Origin of the sequence: Paenibacillus sp. V4I7 (assembly GCF_030817275.1) — a bacterium.
In the GTDB taxonomy this organism is placed as follows: Bacteria; Bacillota; Bacilli; order Paenibacillales; family NBRC-103111; genus Paenibacillus_E.
This window is the reverse complement of record NZ_JAUSZD010000002.1, coordinates 3,163,424-3,180,247: the sequence shown is the minus strand read 5'-3', so window position 1 is coordinate 3,180,247 and position 16,824 is coordinate 3,163,424. Positions and strand designations below refer to the sequence as shown.

The window sequence follows — 16,824 nt, the reverse complement described above, 5'->3', positions numbered from 1 at the left end:
ACATCTCTTTATGTCGTTACCCGTTGTTTACTTATTAATATAATGAAATATACAAGAGCCGGGCCGAAGTTTCAAGTCATTAAAAAAATGAAACCAGCACTTTTGCGTGCTGATTTCATTCTTGGAACTATCGATGAACGATGGCTGCTCCTTCACGCTGCCAAGCTGCACACCATGAACAACATATTTCTGCAGGAATGGATAGGTAACCAGAATCGGTAAGGCCACCAAGCAGCTCTGATTCGTATCGGCGAGCAGCGATTTCGCGGCATCCATCCCATATCATTAAGCAGGCTAACCCCCATAATTAGACAGGTGTTCACCACCTATTCCTCAGTAGTATACTCATTCTTGAAAGCGCATTTAATTACAACCCCCACTTGAATCACCCCTTCATATCCCTTATTTTTTTCGCACCAATGGGCAGCAGGACTTGGATGGGATCAATTCTATCAGCTGTGCGCTTCCTACCCGCTGACGGACCCGCTGAACAATTACGGCTATGCTGTTCACTGGTACCCTGGTTATGGTGCCCATGATAATTATGCAACACTGCAGCAGATCTGGGATGATACAATTAAGCCTTGTGCCAACAGTTATCCGATCAATATTACCGAGACAACCTGGTTCAAGACATTGCCAGGAGACTCATCCTATTGGGAGCTGTTCAACGGTTCCAACGAAGGCTTTGGCAAGAATACGAAAGCGATCTTTACTGCGGCGGGCAATATCAGCATCGCCGTTCATATGAACGGCTTCCTGCTGAAGTCTGGTACAAGAAGTTCCTTCGCAGATCCTACTGCCGGCTTGAAGTATGACGGCAATACGGCGAGGGACGGCATGACCCGATTTATTTTCGAATGGTATTATGAGCGGGCACATATTTTTAGGCATCATTTTCATCATTGCCGGTCGCTCGTAATAAGCGTTATGTCCGCTATTAGTGTCCACATGCTTTTCGTAATCTTTGGCTAGTTTGTCGTAAGCTTCACGAATTTTCTCCTGCATCCTGACTCCCTCTCTCCGTTAGTATCCAGAACTTTTTTTAATGCCAATATAGCACCACACCATAATACCACATATTGGGATTAAACTGCCCGTTCGTATTATGAGGTTAACCAGTTTTTACTGGTTGACCTCTTTTGTATTTAAGAGGTTTAGTAAATGGTAGCCGGGGTCGAACGTAACTGCCCGTGGGACCGTGATCCCGTGCGCTAAACTGTTCACCCCCTACTTGTAGAAACATGTTTGAGGCTGGTTGAGACACGATCTCGAATAACAAGCGAAGCTATGACACTGCAAGAAGGACTAGGGGCTGCCGGCAAATTCAGTATTAGGAGGGATTGAAGTATGAATCCAGTAATTGGACTGGATATTGCAAAAGGAGAAAGTCAGGGCCAGGCCTTTTTGGATAAAGGAAAGCCCTACGGCAAGAGCTTTACGATCATTCATACACGAGAGGGATTGCAGCTTTTCCATCAGCTTTTAAAGGATCTTGAAGCCACGACTGGACAAAAACCAATGGTTATTCTAGAGGCTACGGGCCATTATAATGCTCCTGTCACTCAGTTTCTAGATGATCAGAACTACTTCTACATTGTTGTTAATCCGATTCTGTCTTATCAAGCGAAAAAGGCTTCGAGCTTACGTAAAGTAAAAACAGATGCGATTGACGCCTATGCCTTATGCGAATTCTTTTACAAGGAGGAATTCGAGCAGCATAAGACTAGAGGTGTGCAGTTACTAAACCTGCGCAATCTCACGAGACAGCATGAATCGGTAACGGGACAATTCGTTCAGATCTAACTTCAATTCCAAGCGGTATTAGATCAGGTATTCCCGGAGTTTAGGAGCGTTTACGGGGCTTTGTACTCTGCGGTGTCTTTGCAAACCTTGTTAGCCTTTCCAACGTCCGAGGACGTTCTCAGTGCCGGTGAATCTAAATTAACCGAGAAGATTGCGGTTTTATGTACAGGTCGTTCCGAAAAATGGGCTAGAGAAAAGGCTCAGAACCTCATGGCAGCTGCAATTCGAAATCCGTTTCGCAAAGCGCCATATCACAGTCACTTATTTAGTATGAATATGTACATTAGCATGCTGCTCCATTATAAAGAGCATCTATCGACCCTAGAAAAGCAAATAGATGCTCTCGCTAATGAAGTTGAGGAATATGAGATTATCCAATCCATCCCCGGCATCGGAGAAAAAATCGCGGCAACGATTATCTCTGAAGTTGGTGAGATTGATCGGTTTAATCACCCTAAAAAGCTCGTTGCCTTTGTTGGCGTAGATCCTAGTGTTCATATATCAGGCAAGTTTACAGCTACGATTAATCGGATCACAAAACGTGGCTCCAGCAGACTCAGGCATGCCTTGTACATGGCAGTACTCTGCGGGCTGAGGCGTACTGGGAGTAAGAAGCTCAAAGCTTTTTACGACAAAAAAATGGCCGAAGGAAAACCCCACAAAGTAGCGATGATCGCTTGTGTGAACAAGTTACTACATTGGATTTTTGCCATGCTTAAACGAAAAGAAGTATACCTCGAATTAATTTGATTGGCAATCAAACGAAATCCATGAAAAACTCTCCAAATCCATATTGGAGGGTTATTTGGCATGCTCAGTAATTAGTAAGCACCATCTTCCCCATTTCCTATTGAAAAATCTTGACAAGTTATTAGCTGGTTTAGCACAGTAAAGGCTGCGGGAAACATTTAGCCGGCATCCTGTTGACGATATGAAACTAACGTGTTCCTTAGATCAACGAGCATCAATATTTATTCGCGTAACTTTTTGCACTTGTTGATGGGGAAAAACTAATTTTATATTTATCACCAAGTTCTTTCTTTACTTCTTCAGTTAATTTTTCCCCTTGTTTATTGTGTTCTTCTTCCAGTTCTATCCCATTAAGAACCAGTATATCTTTATCCCAATCAATCCATTTCCCGTACCTCGTTCCCCATCCAATAAGTTCATTTTTTAAATCAACTGAAATTGGAATGTCATCTAAATCTAAATTGTAGCCACAATGATTGCACCATATAGGGTTAGTCGCAACATCTCCTTCTATTTTTAAATCATACGATTCTTTCTGTTCACCAAAACATTTCATTTAACCAACTCCTTTATTTCTCATGTCCTATATTCCTTTATCCCTGTATCGGTTCAACACTTCGTCAACCCAATTCCGAAACCGCTCATAAGCTTCTTCGTTGGTCTTAACATTACAGATGAAGACACCCATAAATTCGTCATAGTGATGTTCCTTATCACTAAATAAGGCTTGATACTCCTTGTCATCTGCAAAATCATTAAAGAACAAATCCATTGTTCCGTCACTCCTTTCCCAAGCTATCGCCTCAATAAAGAGAGTCAACTCATCTTTCCAGTCATCAACGTGTAAATGATTCCCAGTATAGTTCTCCGCTTCGAAGTAGTCGTGCTTGTTCATAAGAAATCATCTCCTTTATTGTCATTGTCTCCAACTCAGGGCTTGAAGAAAACTGACCGTTAGCACAACAGGCTACCGAGTTTATCACCGGTAGCCTCTTTGCTCTTCGTCATGAAGTTATCGTTCTGCGCTAGTTCAATGATCATTTTTAAATATATACCTACAGATCAAATGAAGGCGGAATAATTCGATCAAAGTCTCTATGTACAAGTGCAAATTTATCGTCTGAACCCCACAACGGTTTAGAAAATGAAATAACCTCATTCTCTCCTCGAGGGGTAAACTCGACGGATACTTCCACTTTAATTTCATGAATTATCACATCAGAATTTTTGTCGAAATAACTTTCCTTTGCTAGCTCGTGATCTTCATCTACATCATAATAAAGGGATGTAGTAGTTCCTCTGACATGTAGTAAATTAAGAGGATCGATATTCCAAATAAATTTTTCAACAATATTTTGGGACTTTATCTTAGTAAATTTACTCTTCAATTGTCAATAAGTGAAATCAGCGTTAGCCCACCCTGTATTTTACAGATGTGCTAACGCTGTTTATCACAAGAAGAGCTAGTGAGGTTTACTTACACAGATGCCGTCTGAACAGATCTAATATATTTCACATAATCAATTTTGCTTTTCTCAAGTTCCTCATCGGTCACATTAGATACATCGCTCAATGTAAACGGCGGCAAGAATCGAGCGCTGATATAATTACAAATGGCATCGATCGGCTTGACTAATTCCTCGATCGTAAATCGGTTAGCCCCGCCTACCTGATAGGATTCTTTTGAACCGTAAGTTGAGATCGCAATGCCAATCTCTTTGCCTTGCATTTTATCTCCACCTGGACCATAAGCCCAACCATATTGCAGTACGGTGTCAAACCATTTTTTCAATAATGGCGGTGTATTGTACCAATACAACGGGTATTGCAAAATGATGCGATCATGCGCTTCCAGGAGCGCTTGCTCCTTAGCCACATCAACGACTTCGTTCGGATAAGCTTGATATAGTTGATGAATTGTAATGTTGCTGTGCTGCTGTAATTCTTGGACCCACGCCTTATTGATACGGGATTCGTTAATGTTTGGATGTGTGACAATGACTAATGTTTTCATTTGGATTTCCCCTTTATTTTGGATTTTTTATTTTTCGAAAAATGGGACCGTCTTTAGATAAACAATGTCAATTTTCTCATAAAGAGGTCCATTTTGTTCCGTAACGCGTTTGAGCTCTATCCATTCCGGGTCATTTTGGAAATTCTCAAAGCTTTGATTCCGTGTTTCCATATCTGGGTGCTCCATGACATAATACAGGCGGTTATTCTCTTCATTAGCGTCTTCCCAGAACTCGGTAACTTTCATTCCATGATTTGCAAATATTTGCAACGTACGATCTCTAAACCTTGCTTGGATCTCCTGCATCTTCCCCGGATGAATATAGTAGATTCTAAGTTCGTATATCATATTTCACCTCCATGTTAGCCTCCTTGAAACGGTTTATGTGGTCCACGTGACTAATCATACATAACGTGCTAATTAAATGTAAGTACGCACTTTTTCGGTTAATACTCACCAGAAGGAAAGTATGGCTATGGTGACACATGAAAAAAGTGGCAGTCCAGAACATGAAATATCGTTCCAGACTGCCACTTCTTATGATCTTATCTTTTCCTCGACAACGGGTTGCGATTCATCCAGATCATCGGATTTGAAGTGCATACCCCATTGTCTCAGATGCTCGACAGCAGGTCGTAAGCCTTCACCTAAAGCTGTTAACTCGTATTCAACCTTTGGTGGAACTACAGGATAGACATATCTCTGAATGATTCCGGCGGATTCCAACTCTCGTAATTGTTCTGCCAGCATTTTATGGTTAATGTTCAATATATTTTTCTTGAGTTCACCATATCTTTTTTTTCCTTGAAGTAGTTCGCAAATAATGGTGGATTTCCATCTACCAGCAAGTATAGAAACAGAAAGTTCGATGGGGCAGTAAAACTGCTTCCCGTTTAATTCATACATGCCCTCATAAGATCCCATACCCATACTTCCCTTCTGGTAAGTATTGACCGAAAAAGTGCGTACTTACATTTCTTTAGTATATTATGTATGATCAGCCTTGTAAATCATCATACATCAACATACGGAGGATCAGAACGTTTATGCGGAAAAAATTTCTCGTCTATTTGGTATCTATCGTAGCCTTTTTCGGTCCATTCACTCAGACTATTTATACACCTATGTTGCCTGAGATTGGGCAGCAATTTCAAGCGTCGCAGGATGCTGTCAATTTAACTGTATCTATATATCCGCTTTTTTTCGCAATCATGCAACTCGTTTATGGACCGTTAATCGATAAGTATGGTCGACGTAGAATTCTGTTAATCGGATTTCTGTTTTTTTTGTTGGCAACTGTAGGCGCGGCTATGTCACATTCTGTTCAAACACTCATCTTATTTCGTGCATTGCAGGCCTGTGGAGGAGCTGTTGGATCCGTTGCTGCCCTCACTGTAATAGGGGATTTATTTGAGGGGAAATTGCGAGGTCGAGCCATGGGCATTTATCAAATGCTTGTCGCACTTGGACCGGGATTGGGGCCAATATTCGGAGGATTTGTTGGACAGCATTATGGTATCCATCATATATTTTGGGCTCTTTTTGGAATCACTGTGGTGTTATGGTTCATTTTGCTTCTATTTTTGCCGGAAACCAAAACGAAATCTAGCGGTGTTGATCGATTCCGTATCCAACAGTTATCCAATGTGCTGACTCATCGGATAGGATTGGCTATTGTCGTTCTTGGCTCTGTACAATATTCCGTCTTCTATTTGTTATTGATTCTACTGCCAAGTATCCTTACTGATCTTTATCAACTAAGTCCTAGCCAAACTGGATTGATGTTCCTTCCTATATCCTTGTGTGTTGTTATAGGAAGCTTAGTGGGCGGTCGTATTCAAGAGTATTTTGATTTGAAAAAATTACTACTTACAATGGCATTTTTGAATATGGCCACTATTCTGTTTTTTGCAGTAGCCGCTTCGGTTTCCTTGCCTATATTAACCATTAGCCTTTCTCTCTTTGGCGTTTTTCTCGGGTTATCTCTTCCTTTGCAAACAACGCTGCTCGCGAATGAACTGCCACATCATCGGGCTACATCAACAGGTGTATACAATTTCTTTCGTTACGTCTGGATGACAATCGGTCCCGTCGTAGGGACGTATTTCTACCGCTTCGGTTTCCACTTGGAGTTTTATGCTTGTGTGATCCTATTCGCATGTGCCCTCGTATTCATATATCGTCAATTTTTTTTCGTAGAGAATGCGTTGAAAAAATCTAACGGCCAAACTGCTCAAAATACAAAATCCGCTCCATAATCGTCGGATGCGAACCGCGAAACCACTGAACCAGCTTCGGCCCCGTGACAGGGCTCAAATTTTCTTTCGCGATGCGTTGAAAGGCGCGGATCGCGGCATCGCCGTCTCCTGTCATTTTCATGGCATAAGCATCGGCACGATGCTCGATCACTCTTGAGAATACATTTTGCGCAGGCGCCGAGGCAAAACTCATGATCGTCACAATAAGCAGCAAGATTGGCAGAGCAGCTAAGTCGTTCTCCCCTCGGATGCCCCAATGGGAACCCCAACGCCTGATGAACAAGCGATAGGCATGAAAGGCAAGCCAGAAACCGAAAATTTAATTCGAGATTCCTTAACAGACGAAAATTCTTTATGTTAATCTGGCTAATTTTCAAGTTTTCTGCTCCATTCTACTTCAATTGCACACCGTATCTGTTTTTGGTTATTTTTAACAATCAATAAATTCGACAACTAAATTCGACATCATTCTTTTTACATTTTTATCTTAATGCAATCTACTAACTTGTTTCGTTAGAAAAATAGAATAAACCCGCACCATAATCCATCCAAGTTGACATCCTGTATTCCTTAGGGGATAGTCCCGTGATTCGCCTATTATGGCGATTCATATACGAAAGTAATCAAAATTGCCCATCTATTAGATATACCCCAGCTTGTCGGGGTTCCGAACGATATATATCTTGTGGCTCTTCCCTTCTTCGATGTGAAAGAACACCGCCGCATGTACTGCGCTATCTTCCGAACGAAGAATTATGGCTGGTTGTCCATTGACTTGACCCATTTCGACGACATGTACTTCTCCAATCATAGTTGCTTTACGCAAACCACCAAGTAGGAACTGACCAACCCGTTCACTCGAAGCCACCGGATTGACCGTAGCAATCACTTTGCCACCACCATCGACAACTAGAACGACATCCTGATCCAGCAACGATAAAAGTTTATTCATGTCCCCATTCTTAAGCGCCCCCATAAATCCATGAACCCATTCCTGGCTCTCAGTATGGATATGAATTGGTTCATCGGATATCCGTCCCATCTTTGCACTCGCGCGACTAAACAGTTTGCGGCAGCTCACTTCGCTTTTTTCCATGAGCTCGGCTATCTCGTTGTAATCGAAGCCTAGCGCTTCACGAAGGACGAACACAACCCGTTCAGAGGTCGTCAGCCGCTCGAGCAGTACAAGCATTCCGTAAGATAGGAGATCATCCCTTTCAAATGTTTCGATTGAATCGTCATTCAGCGTGAGAAAAGGTTCTGGAAGCCATTCCCCGAAATATTGCTCCCTTTTTTTTCGTGCTGATTTCATCATGTTCTTACAGCGATTGGTGACCATTTTACAAAGATAAGCCTTCGGCTCCTCCAATCGCTCTAGCGGAACACTATGTGCTTTAACGAAAACATCTTGCACTGCGTCTTCTGCATCGGAAACTGATCCTGTCAATTGATAAGCAAGCTTGAATAACAGTTTTTTGTACTGCTTGTAAAGATCCTGCATCGACTTGCTCCTTCCGTAACTGATTTTCTATCTTCAGCTTAGAGGAATCTGGACCTTTAAACAAGAGTACAACGGGGAGCCAGGCAAGGAAACTCAGATTTATCTGCTTCGTAATGACACCAAAGCTCGCTTAAAATAATAAAACCTCCAATTAGAGCAATTAATTATATTTTGCTTCTAGAAGGTTTTAAACTGTGTATTCAACTATCGTTTCCATTAGCTTAACGACGATACGATTATTGATTTGGTTCTCATTCACAACTACCTAATTATTCCTTTTGTCTTTCTATCTTATCAGCTACAATTTGAGGGGGATCAGATTGCATCACAGCATATTCGCCTTTATCATTTGTTTTGGGAGTTACATTAACTTTTTCGCCTACTCTTAGTTCGTTGTAGAGTTGGGAATCTTCTACAATATAATAGACTAATTCAATATTACTCTTTTTGAAGGTAGTAAAGGTCTTACTTTCTGCATCCTTCTTAGAAATTTGCTTCGCCACTAAGATTCTTTGCTCTTCCTTTGCAATAATGTAATTTCCCTTTTCAGCTTCAGACGAAGCACTACAACCACTAAATACACATACGGCAAGTGTTAAGGCTACGCCTAAAACTAACTTTTTCAATATTTTCACTCCTCCTGGTAAAAAAAAGTCTTTATCCTACCCACTTTATTAGACGGATCTCTGGTAATAATTTGTTGCGTTAAACTGGACGTTACTGTACAGGCTGCCAATGCTGGCAGCCTGTTGTCATGGTGCTATCGTTCTTACGTTAGCGTAACGAAGGTTCGGTTAGATTCAATTCTGAATTGAATAACCTATTTTTCTTTAGAAAAGTCTTTAAATTGTGGTTTTTAACATAGACTGCAACAAAACCATTTTCTTTCGTAAATACCAGTAGAGTAGGAAAATATGTTTTGGACGGACTAATAAACATTACTACTTCTGTAACTGTTCCAGAAATCAAATCGTTATTAACCTTGTAAGGAGGCATTAGCGGGATCTTAATTGCTATGCCCTCGCTTGGTTCTATTTTTAAAGATCCTACGGTACCATTTGCTGAAGACAACCATTCTTTAACCTGGTTTTGTAAAGAATTTGAGTTTTTAATTGTAAGGATTATCTCACCATTTTTAATATCGAACACTTCTGCGCCATCAGATGCCCCAACTGTTTGAGAAAAAAAGAGACTAAATGCAATTACAAGGAATAGCATGCGAGCTACCGTTTTCAAGTATAATCAACCTCCATTCGAAAGTAATATTCCCCAATATAAAAAGAACATTTACATTTACATTCGGTCAATTGAACTATGCTGCCCGTTAGCGGAGCAATCAGACTAAAAAAATAAACCATTAAAAACTGCTACAAATAAACCCGCGATTATGCGCATATGTTTGTGTCGTAAAACGATTATGCACCTATGTTTGTGTCGTGGCTTCGCGACACAAACATAGGTGCTTTCAAATAAAAAATCCCCAATTAATGGGGATCTCAAAGCACATATGTTTATGTCGCCGGACACTAATGACACAAATGTGCCTACATTAATGACACAAAAGTGCCTACATTGAGAAAATGCTGCAGCTGCCACTCCAAATCAATCCAATAAATTAAATATACCTCCAAATAAATAAGTCTTTTTTTACTTCAAATTCCTTTTCCCAATTAGAAGATCTATCGATCATATTACTCGAGAAAATGCTGCAGCCACACCATGGGCACTGATAATGACTATTCTTAAACAAATAAAGTATTGTTTTGTTACAATTTATACAGACGTCTATTAATCTTACTAAGTGGTATGGGCAATGATCGATAGCTCGTAATTGATGAAAAATACTATGAAAATGATATCTTAAGCACTCCTCGCAATATGCTAGGACACGCATTTATCAAATTGGTTTGATGAATCGGACAGTTATGAACCAACGCAAATTGATGTAACCAGCTATGATATCCCATCTTCATACAGTCTGGGCACCAACTCATGAACTGTGGAAACCAGGTGGATACTGCTGCTTGAAACTTACGATTTAACAGGTTATCGGCTACCTGCTGAGGTGTCGAGTGTGCGTATTTCTTTTTCTTTCTACGTATCACGGACTGAATTCCCTTTACCTTCATAAGCCGGTACACACGCTTATGATTGATGACTTTTCCTGTCTGTTTGCGCATATGCAGGGTTAATTGACGATAGCCAAAAGATACGCTCAACTTTCTCGTAGATGGTCATCATCACCTGCGCCAACTGCTCATTTTCCATCTCACGAGCACTAGGTTTGCGAATTAACCACTTATAATAGCTTGAGCGTGCAATTCCTGCAATTTCACACAGGAGTTGAACGCTAGTTGATGTTTCTTTCTGAAGCGCTTGAATGACAAGATAGACATTCTCATGGCGATACTGACTTAACTTCGCCTCCTTTGTAATTCCTGTAGCTTTTTTAGAAATGCATTTTCCGCCCGAAGCCGCTCCATTTCATATTCCATCTTCTTCATCTCGAGCTTCTGTTGATCGGCCTCCGTTAACTCTTCGGAAGCTTTCTTGCGTCCTCGACCATCCTTTAACGCCTCATGACCGCCAGTTTCGAACTTCTTGACCCATTGATACACTTGCTGGTAAGAGACCTGAAACTGCCCCGCTGTCTTTTGGTAATTATGTTGGTGTGCCAAGCAGTATTGAACAATATCGATTCGTTCTTGATATGTTGTAGAGCGACCATCGTCATAGCTTTTGCTTCCCCTTTGTAGGCTTTTAAGCTGCTATGACCATTATACTTCTTAATCCAATCGTATAGCTGTTTTGTATTAGCAATCATGTATTTATCGATGATCTGGTACTGAGACAATCCCCCCTCAAGGTAGTCCTTCACCGCGCCCAGTTTAAGCTCAGCGCTATAACTTCGATTATGAGCACGACTCTCGAGCCCTTCGTAACCATACAGCTTGTAACGACGTTGCCACTTCATCAAAGTCGTTTTATTGATCTCATATTTCTTAGCTGCGGCCAGAAAACCTATTTGCCCACTTGATACTTCATTAAGGATAATGAGTTTTTCCGCAGCACCACATTTTCTTTTTGACATGAAAAAGCCCCCCTTACAGCAACAGGTTTTATTATTTCACCTGTCTACCGTAAGGGGAGCATATCAAAGATCGGCTGCCTTGTCTTTTTAACTCTCTCTTTTTAATGTCTTTTGGCTCCATGTATCTTATAACGGTACGACTCGGTTAAATACAAGACGGTCACCGGTTTTATCTAGACACTGTTGTTTTCAATCAACAACATCTCCACGTCATCCTCCGGATAGTTGGTTATGACTACCTTCAACGGTTGCATAACAGCCATGACGTTAACAGTTTTTTCTTTTAGATCCTGCCTGAGGCAATGATCCAAGAGAATTATGTCTACCGTGCTTTGGGTTCGGATGCTGCCAATCTCCTCTATAAAGCTGTGTATACTTTATGGCGTGAAGCCTCTTCTTCTAAATCCTCGTAGGGTAGGAAGTCTGGGATCATCCCAACCTTTCACGAGTCCCCCATCTATCAGTTGCCTCAAAAACCGTTTACTTGTACCGACACCTGTTAAGTTCAGCCGACCGAACTCCCTTTGCCGTGGAGGTTCAGGAATCTCAAGCTTTTTTAAGACCCATTCGTACAGGGGCCGCTGCTAATGCTTTAATGGTCGGCTTCATCCGCACCGATTAGATCATAAGAGGTAGGGAAATATGCAGTCCAGCCAGACATATATGCATACATATTGACGCCTATGCTATTATAAATATCGTTTAAACCAACAGCATGTCCAAATTCATGCGTAATCACCCCACGTCGTTGAGGAGATGTATACTGATCTGTTAGATATTTATTAATATTAATAGACCAGTTGTATAAATGACCTGAACTATCAGAGGCAAACATCCAAAATTCGGCCGCTACGTCTGAGTTACTGTCCGAAATCTGATTTACATAACCGGTATAGTTTCCAGTTGATTCGGTAAATGTGACTTTAGACCATCGAGAAGCCGCGCTAGTAACATCACTAACCATAGTAGAATCAAGTGTTGGACTATTATAATATAATACGTTTGTAGCACCTGCATGATTATAATTATCTAGCATCCATTTAACAGTTTCACTACCTGTTTGTGCAGTTGTATGTGCAAAAGCTTGCGTTGGAAAAATGGTAATTATTATAAGTGTTATTACTAGTAATAAATTATTAATGATCCTTTTCATATAAAGTGCCCCTTTCATTACGAATTTTGTTCTTTTACCTTATCCTTGATCTTCTTCGTAAACTTCTCGAGATCCATAACTTGCACTTCTTTATTATTTAGCTTTTTTATTTCTATTTCCACATCTTTTAATTCAACATCCATAATTGCTTGTTTAGTTACCTTGTTATCAAGTACTTTGTAAAAATTTGTTTCTTCTCCGACTAACCAGTAAGTATTATCGAAGCCCTCTGCTTCCCTTAAAAATAAAACTAGTACTTCATCTTTTTTAAAAAGATCATTGTCATTAAAGGAGAATTTACTGTTGCCATGCTGCATCACTTTAATGCTTTGTTTCCCTGAATTTTTAGCATCTTTGTATATTTCTTGAATATCTGCATTAAAAATGGTTTTTGCAACAGTAGGTGTATCAAGTTCATGATCCTTATCCTTAATTTTAATTTTGACAATCAACGTTGCCCTTTTTACAGATTCACTAAAAGGGTAATCTTGTACTTTACCGTGAATATGTCCAGTTTGAGTATTATTTTGAAGAGTCGAAACTTCTTTTGAATTGTTCCCAAATGACAGAACATAACTGCCAGTACCCACTGATAAAGCTAGTACAACTGTAAGGACCAGATATCTCTTTTTCATATGCTTTCCTCCTCAATATTTCATTGAATGGTGATTATTAAATAATCATTGACAGTTTTAAAAACTAGGAAAGCTTTTCATTCCAAACCATATAGACCTCCTTTTTCGTAGGATTGCCCGCTACTATGACATTTACAAAGTAATATCGATGAGTGATAATAAATTATAACGCGATATTAATTTTGTGAAATATCAAAGCATGAGCGTAGTGGCCGTATGCCAAGCTTCCAAATCTAAACTTGGATGCGGCTTCTATAATGGTTTGTAGCAGTTCTGTTTGGTTTATTCATAGATTACAATAATAAAGTAATAATTGGTATAGTCTGGAAGTTGGGTGTTAATTTCAAATAACGACACAAAAATCGCTCTGATTACCCCTTTTGGTAATAGCAAGTTATTCTTATTGATGAATTCCTAAACATAGACAGCGGTTTGTCCCTCAATCATGCGATGACTGAGGGACAAGCACCTGCTTGTCCCGACCACTGTATACAATTGCTAACCTTTGGAGATGAACATTAAAAGACCAATCATTAAAGATCGGTTCTTCTTCTTTAATAGAAGCGAACAAACTCCATGTTGTGAGACGAATTGTGATGAACCTCACTACTAGGGGGAATATCATCAAACGGACAGTTGGCCTTCATGACAGTTTCGCTGGTACTGGGCAATTGTATTTCTCGAAAAATATTCCGGACCTATCGCAGAAAGGAGTCTATCAAGGAAAGTCCACTATTAAAATGAAGCATCTGGAAAGTTAAGAAAATCCACAAACAAGTTTTGGAGAACTCCTAATATCACATCAGTAAAGGAATTTGGTCTATCTAGTAAGTAACAATGTGCAAATAGCCGCCTACTGATAATAAAGAGGCGGCTATTTGCTATGTTTGGGGGTACAGCACAGTCGTTAAGAATGAGATAATGTTCTTGTCAAAATCGAGAATGGGAAAAAATTCTTGTCATTTACCTTTGACAACAACATTATCCCATAATATAAAAATGCCTCGATTTACACGGCAATTAATGAGATAATGTTCTTGTCACCAGACATTTATCTCATTCCCGCATTAACCCCGCGCGAACTTAAAAAAACACCACCTTTTTTTAATGGTGATGTTTATAGAGACAACCTTTTTACATATTGATCAACGTATTTACTAATAGCTTTATTGTCATCTGTTTGGATTATCAAAAAATCTCATCGCTACACTTAGCGGTGTGAAAGATTTCATTTTTCGTAGGGATTTCTTCACGCTTTTTGAACTGATGGCACAAAAGATATTTATCGTTCTTGCTTCTTTTTGCAAAATCACTTCAATGACTTGTTTGTTACCAACATCTGAATAGTGTTTGAAAATATTTTGGGTCTCGATGACAGACGCTGAGGGTTCCGCTAATAGACCGGCTTCTTTCAAAGCTTCGCATATTAGACTTTATCTCATTGCCTCCCAGCTGAAAACAAATGAAAAAACACCGCCTTTTTCGTGGCGAAGTTTCTCCCAACTATTAGCGGTTTGCATGTATCCATATAAAAAAAGAATGCCGGAATCCCAGCAACCATCTAAATCAAGTTTGTACCCTATTATAGTTTATACTTTTTCTTAGCGTTTTCTATATCTAAGTCATTATTTACTTCTGTTATTCCATCATTATCTCTAACAATTCCATAAATCTCGCCGGTATCGGACTTTTTAAGATTAATTACATATTTCTTATCTTTTTTTAATTCGTTATATTCGTCTTGTTTAAGCAATTTTTTACCTTCCTTAGTATCTATAACCGCTATTGGTTCATATACTTTAATCACATCGGATTCTGCAAGTGATAACGTAACTGTTGATTTTTTTAATACTTTATCAACTTTCAACTCCGTTATTGTATAGAAATCTTCAATTGCTGGTGATTTACCTGAATTATCTCCCGGATCTTTAGGAAAGTATTTGACAACAGCTTGACTATCAAATATATCTTTAATTGGTTCTGCTACTACAACTGCATCAGCGTATTCACCAATTTTATCAATAGTTGTTGCATAAACCGTATTCGAATCCCAATTAATAGAAGGAATTGAAACCGAGTTATCGTTCTTTATTCCACATCCACTTACTAAAACCATTACACCAATTGTTACAATAATTATATATCTCTTTGTCATATAAATGTACCTCCTATTATTCTCCCCATGCTGAATATACATCGTTCTTGTCATATGTAGTAGGTGGAATACTCTGTACACCTGAATTCATAATCGAAGATACAGAAATAGCTGGATGATCTAATGAGATGCTATGTCCTACTTCATGTGTCGCATTACCAATAATTTGTTCGGGTGTCATAGATAATTGTCTCATGCTATTATCATACAACGTTACAGTTGAATAAGCCCATGTTTGGTAATTAGCTACTGGGGTTCCTGTGGAATCATAAAAAGATGTCAAGCCGAGATTAACTTTACCTGGTGGGTTAGTCGCTATCCCAATATAATAATCATCTGTTTGTGAAGTGCTGCTAGCATTCTTCCACAAATTTACTTGTGTTGATAAAACATTCCAATTATTGCGAGCTTGATCAAAATGAGTTCCATATCCATAACTAGAAACAGAAGAAGAATAATAAATAGGATGATCAGCTGAAATTCTTCCACCGTTATATATGGTAGCATCACTTTCTTTAGATAGTCCTAAGGTTGTGACTAATACTAGTCATTTAGACTAACAAAAACAAGTCGTAATTATTTCCATGAACAGAAAAATTGATTAGTTGGTCTTTCCAGGAAGCAACAGGGACGAACTCGCCATAATAAGACATCCACACAGCAAGGGATTTTCAGACGCTTAAGAAAACGCCGTCAAGGCGATGAGCATAACCAAAAAACCTGCTGTTAGCTTGAAGTTCATGTTTTGTCTGACCCCTTCGTTTTTGAATTTGCATCTTCTAGACGAAAAGGCCCGTCAGATTGTTGCAATTCCTCTGGTGAAAGATTTCCAAGTTCTTGTCTTACAAAAAAGACAAGAACTTACATCCTTAAAAAATAAAAACCGCGCTGTGTGCGGATCTCTATAGATGTATGTTCTTTTTCTCTTACAGATGATGTCAAGAACATTATCTCATAAATGACAAGAACTTTATCTCATTCCCGCGGCTTGGATCCATCCCGATCCAGACAAAAGAGGGAAAAACCGAAGCTGCCGAATAAGTACCATGTTCAGCCTTTGGGACAATCTTTCTTACTCTAGTGATTAAATTTTCCCAGAGTAAAAAAACCGATTGATAGATTGCTAAATATTGCTTAATTTAACCTAATTATCTTTCTTAGGAAGCAGTGGTATGAACAAGAGTAGAAAAAATAAGATAAATGAGTCGCGACCTAATCTGCCTCTTCCTGTTCTCCAGCTCCATCGATGACCTCCATTGTTTTTCTCGCGCCGTTTCATCTAATACCTCAGCTGGATACGTATATCAAACAAATGTTCCCTAAACAACTTTCAACAAAACAGACATTTTGTTGAAAGTTATTGAAGAACAAAAATTGAGCCGTTCCCTCGCCTCGTTGTTTCGTTCGGTGATATGCTGGCAAGCCACTTTTTGTCGGGTCTCATTAATAGCCGTAAATCGC

The 16,824-nt window shown here is 39.6% G+C and carries 18 protein-coding genes and 2 pseudogenes; 2 read left to right on the top strand and 18 right to left on the bottom strand.

Going from position 1 to position 16,824, the window contains the following annotated elements; genetic code table 11:
* Nucleotides 1–27 precede the first annotated feature (27 nt).
* Nucleotides 28–276 carry a hypothetical protein gene (locus QFZ80_RS15760; RefSeq protein ID WP_307559864.1) on the bottom strand — a complete coding sequence of 83 codons (249 nt, stop codon included), beginning with the start codon at nucleotides 274–276 and terminating at the stop codon, nucleotides 28–30.
* Between the two features lie 372 nt (nucleotides 277–648).
* Nucleotides 649–1,008, bottom strand: a complete 360-nt coding sequence (locus tag QFZ80_RS15755; RefSeq protein WP_307559862.1) for a hypothetical protein — start codon at nucleotides 1,006–1,008, stop codon at nucleotides 649–651.
* Nucleotides 1,009–1,350: 342 nt separating this feature from the next.
* On the opposite strand from QFZ80_RS15755, the pseudogene QFZ80_RS15750 reads away from it, so the two are divergent.
* Nucleotides 1,351–2,556 (top strand): annotated as a pseudogene (locus QFZ80_RS15750) (IS110 family RNA-guided transposase).
* A 214-nt stretch (nucleotides 2,557–2,770) separates the two neighbouring features.
* On the opposite strand, the gene QFZ80_RS15745 reads toward QFZ80_RS15750, so the two are convergent.
* The 5 genes from QFZ80_RS15745 to QFZ80_RS15725 form a co-directional block, all read right to left on the bottom strand.
* On the bottom strand, nucleotides 2,771–3,112 hold the full coding sequence (locus tag QFZ80_RS15745; RefSeq protein WP_307559859.1) for a hypothetical protein: 342 nt from the start codon (nucleotides 3,110–3,112) through the stop codon (nucleotides 2,771–2,773).
* Nucleotides 3,113–3,139: 27 nt separating this feature from the next.
* Complete coding sequence (locus QFZ80_RS15740; protein WP_307559857.1) at nucleotides 3,140–3,451, bottom strand: hypothetical protein; 312 nt, start codon at nucleotides 3,449–3,451, stop codon at nucleotides 3,140–3,142.
* 582 nt (nucleotides 3,452–4,033) lie between these two features.
* Nucleotides 4,034–4,570: an NAD(P)H-dependent oxidoreductase gene (locus QFZ80_RS15735; RefSeq protein ID WP_307559855.1), complete on the bottom strand. Its 537-nt coding sequence runs from the start codon at nucleotides 4,568–4,570 to the stop codon at nucleotides 4,034–4,036.
* A 27-nt stretch (nucleotides 4,571–4,597) separates the two neighbouring features.
* A complete protein-coding gene (locus tag QFZ80_RS15730; protein ID WP_307559853.1) occupies nucleotides 4,598–4,918 on the bottom strand; it encodes an NIPSNAP family protein in 321 nt (106 codons plus the stop codon).
* A 189-nt stretch (nucleotides 4,919–5,107) separates the two neighbouring features.
* Nucleotides 5,108–5,500 carry a winged helix-turn-helix transcriptional regulator gene (locus tag QFZ80_RS15725; RefSeq protein ID WP_307559851.1) on the bottom strand — a complete coding sequence of 131 codons (393 nt, stop codon included), beginning with the start codon at nucleotides 5,498–5,500 and terminating at the stop codon, nucleotides 5,108–5,110.
* Between the two features lie 116 nt (nucleotides 5,501–5,616).
* Between QFZ80_RS15725 and QFZ80_RS15720 the strand changes: the two genes are divergently transcribed.
* A complete protein-coding gene (locus QFZ80_RS15720) occupies nucleotides 5,617–6,828 on the top strand; it encodes an MFS transporter (protein ID WP_307559849.1) in 1,212 nt (403 codons plus the stop codon).
* Here the strand turns inward: QFZ80_RS15720 and QFZ80_RS15715 are convergent.
* The 11 genes and pseudogenes from QFZ80_RS15715 to QFZ80_RS15675 all read right to left on the bottom strand — a co-directional run bounded on the left by QFZ80_RS15715 (nucleotide 6,788) and on the right by QFZ80_RS15675 (nucleotide 15,363).
* A complete protein-coding gene (locus QFZ80_RS15715; protein WP_307559847.1) occupies nucleotides 6,788–7,111 on the bottom strand; it encodes a M48 family metalloprotease in 324 nt (107 codons plus the stop codon). The two genes, QFZ80_RS15720 and QFZ80_RS15715, sit on opposite strands and share 41 nt — an antisense overlap.
* A gap of 357 nt (nucleotides 7,112–7,468) precedes the next feature.
* Entirely contained in the window at nucleotides 7,469–8,329 is an 861-nt protein-coding gene (gene sigJ, locus QFZ80_RS15710) for an RNA polymerase sigma factor SigJ (RefSeq protein ID WP_307559845.1), read from the bottom strand.
* A gap of 269 nt (nucleotides 8,330–8,598) precedes the next feature.
* Nucleotides 8,599–8,955, bottom strand: coding sequence for a DUF3221 domain-containing protein (locus tag QFZ80_RS15705; RefSeq protein ID WP_307545499.1), 357 nt, complete (start codon nucleotides 8,953–8,955; stop codon nucleotides 8,599–8,601).
* A gap of 148 nt (nucleotides 8,956–9,103) precedes the next feature.
* A complete protein-coding gene (locus tag QFZ80_RS15700; RefSeq protein WP_307545496.1) occupies nucleotides 9,104–9,565 on the bottom strand; it encodes a hypothetical protein in 462 nt (153 codons plus the stop codon).
* A gap of 608 nt (nucleotides 9,566–10,173) precedes the next feature.
* On the bottom strand, nucleotides 10,174–10,548 hold the full coding sequence (locus QFZ80_RS39050; RefSeq protein ID WP_373460098.1) for an IS3 family transposase: 375 nt from the start codon (nucleotides 10,546–10,548) through the stop codon (nucleotides 10,174–10,176).
* Between the two features lie 195 nt (nucleotides 10,549–10,743).
* Nucleotides 10,744–11,007: a helix-turn-helix domain-containing protein gene (locus tag QFZ80_RS39045; protein WP_373460097.1), complete on the bottom strand. Its 264-nt coding sequence runs from the start codon at nucleotides 11,005–11,007 to the stop codon at nucleotides 10,744–10,746.
* Nucleotides 10,899–11,420, bottom strand: coding sequence for a transposase (locus QFZ80_RS15695; protein WP_307559844.1), 522 nt, complete (start codon nucleotides 11,418–11,420; stop codon nucleotides 10,899–10,901). The genes QFZ80_RS39045 and QFZ80_RS15695 overlap by 109 nt, the downstream gene beginning before the upstream one ends.
* Nucleotides 11,421–11,602: 182 nt before the next feature.
* Nucleotides 11,603–12,001, bottom strand: a pseudogene (locus tag QFZ80_RS15690) (glutamate--tRNA ligase family protein); the annotation flags it as partial.
* A gap of 11 nt (nucleotides 12,002–12,012) precedes the next feature.
* The gene (locus QFZ80_RS15685) at nucleotides 12,013–12,573 is read right to left on the bottom strand and encodes a hypothetical protein (RefSeq protein ID WP_307559842.1); all 561 of its coding nucleotides are present in this window, start codon (nucleotides 12,571–12,573) and stop codon (nucleotides 12,013–12,015) included.
* Between the two features lie 17 nt (nucleotides 12,574–12,590).
* Nucleotides 12,591–13,208: a hypothetical protein gene (locus tag QFZ80_RS15680; protein WP_307559840.1), complete on the bottom strand. Its 618-nt coding sequence runs from the start codon at nucleotides 13,206–13,208 to the stop codon at nucleotides 12,591–12,593.
* A gap of 1,582 nt (nucleotides 13,209–14,790) precedes the next feature.
* Nucleotides 14,791–15,363 (bottom strand): hypothetical protein, encoded by a 573-nt coding sequence (locus QFZ80_RS15675; protein WP_307559838.1) that lies wholly within the window; start codon nucleotides 15,361–15,363, stop codon nucleotides 14,791–14,793.
* Nucleotides 15,364–16,824 lie beyond the last annotated feature (1,461 nt).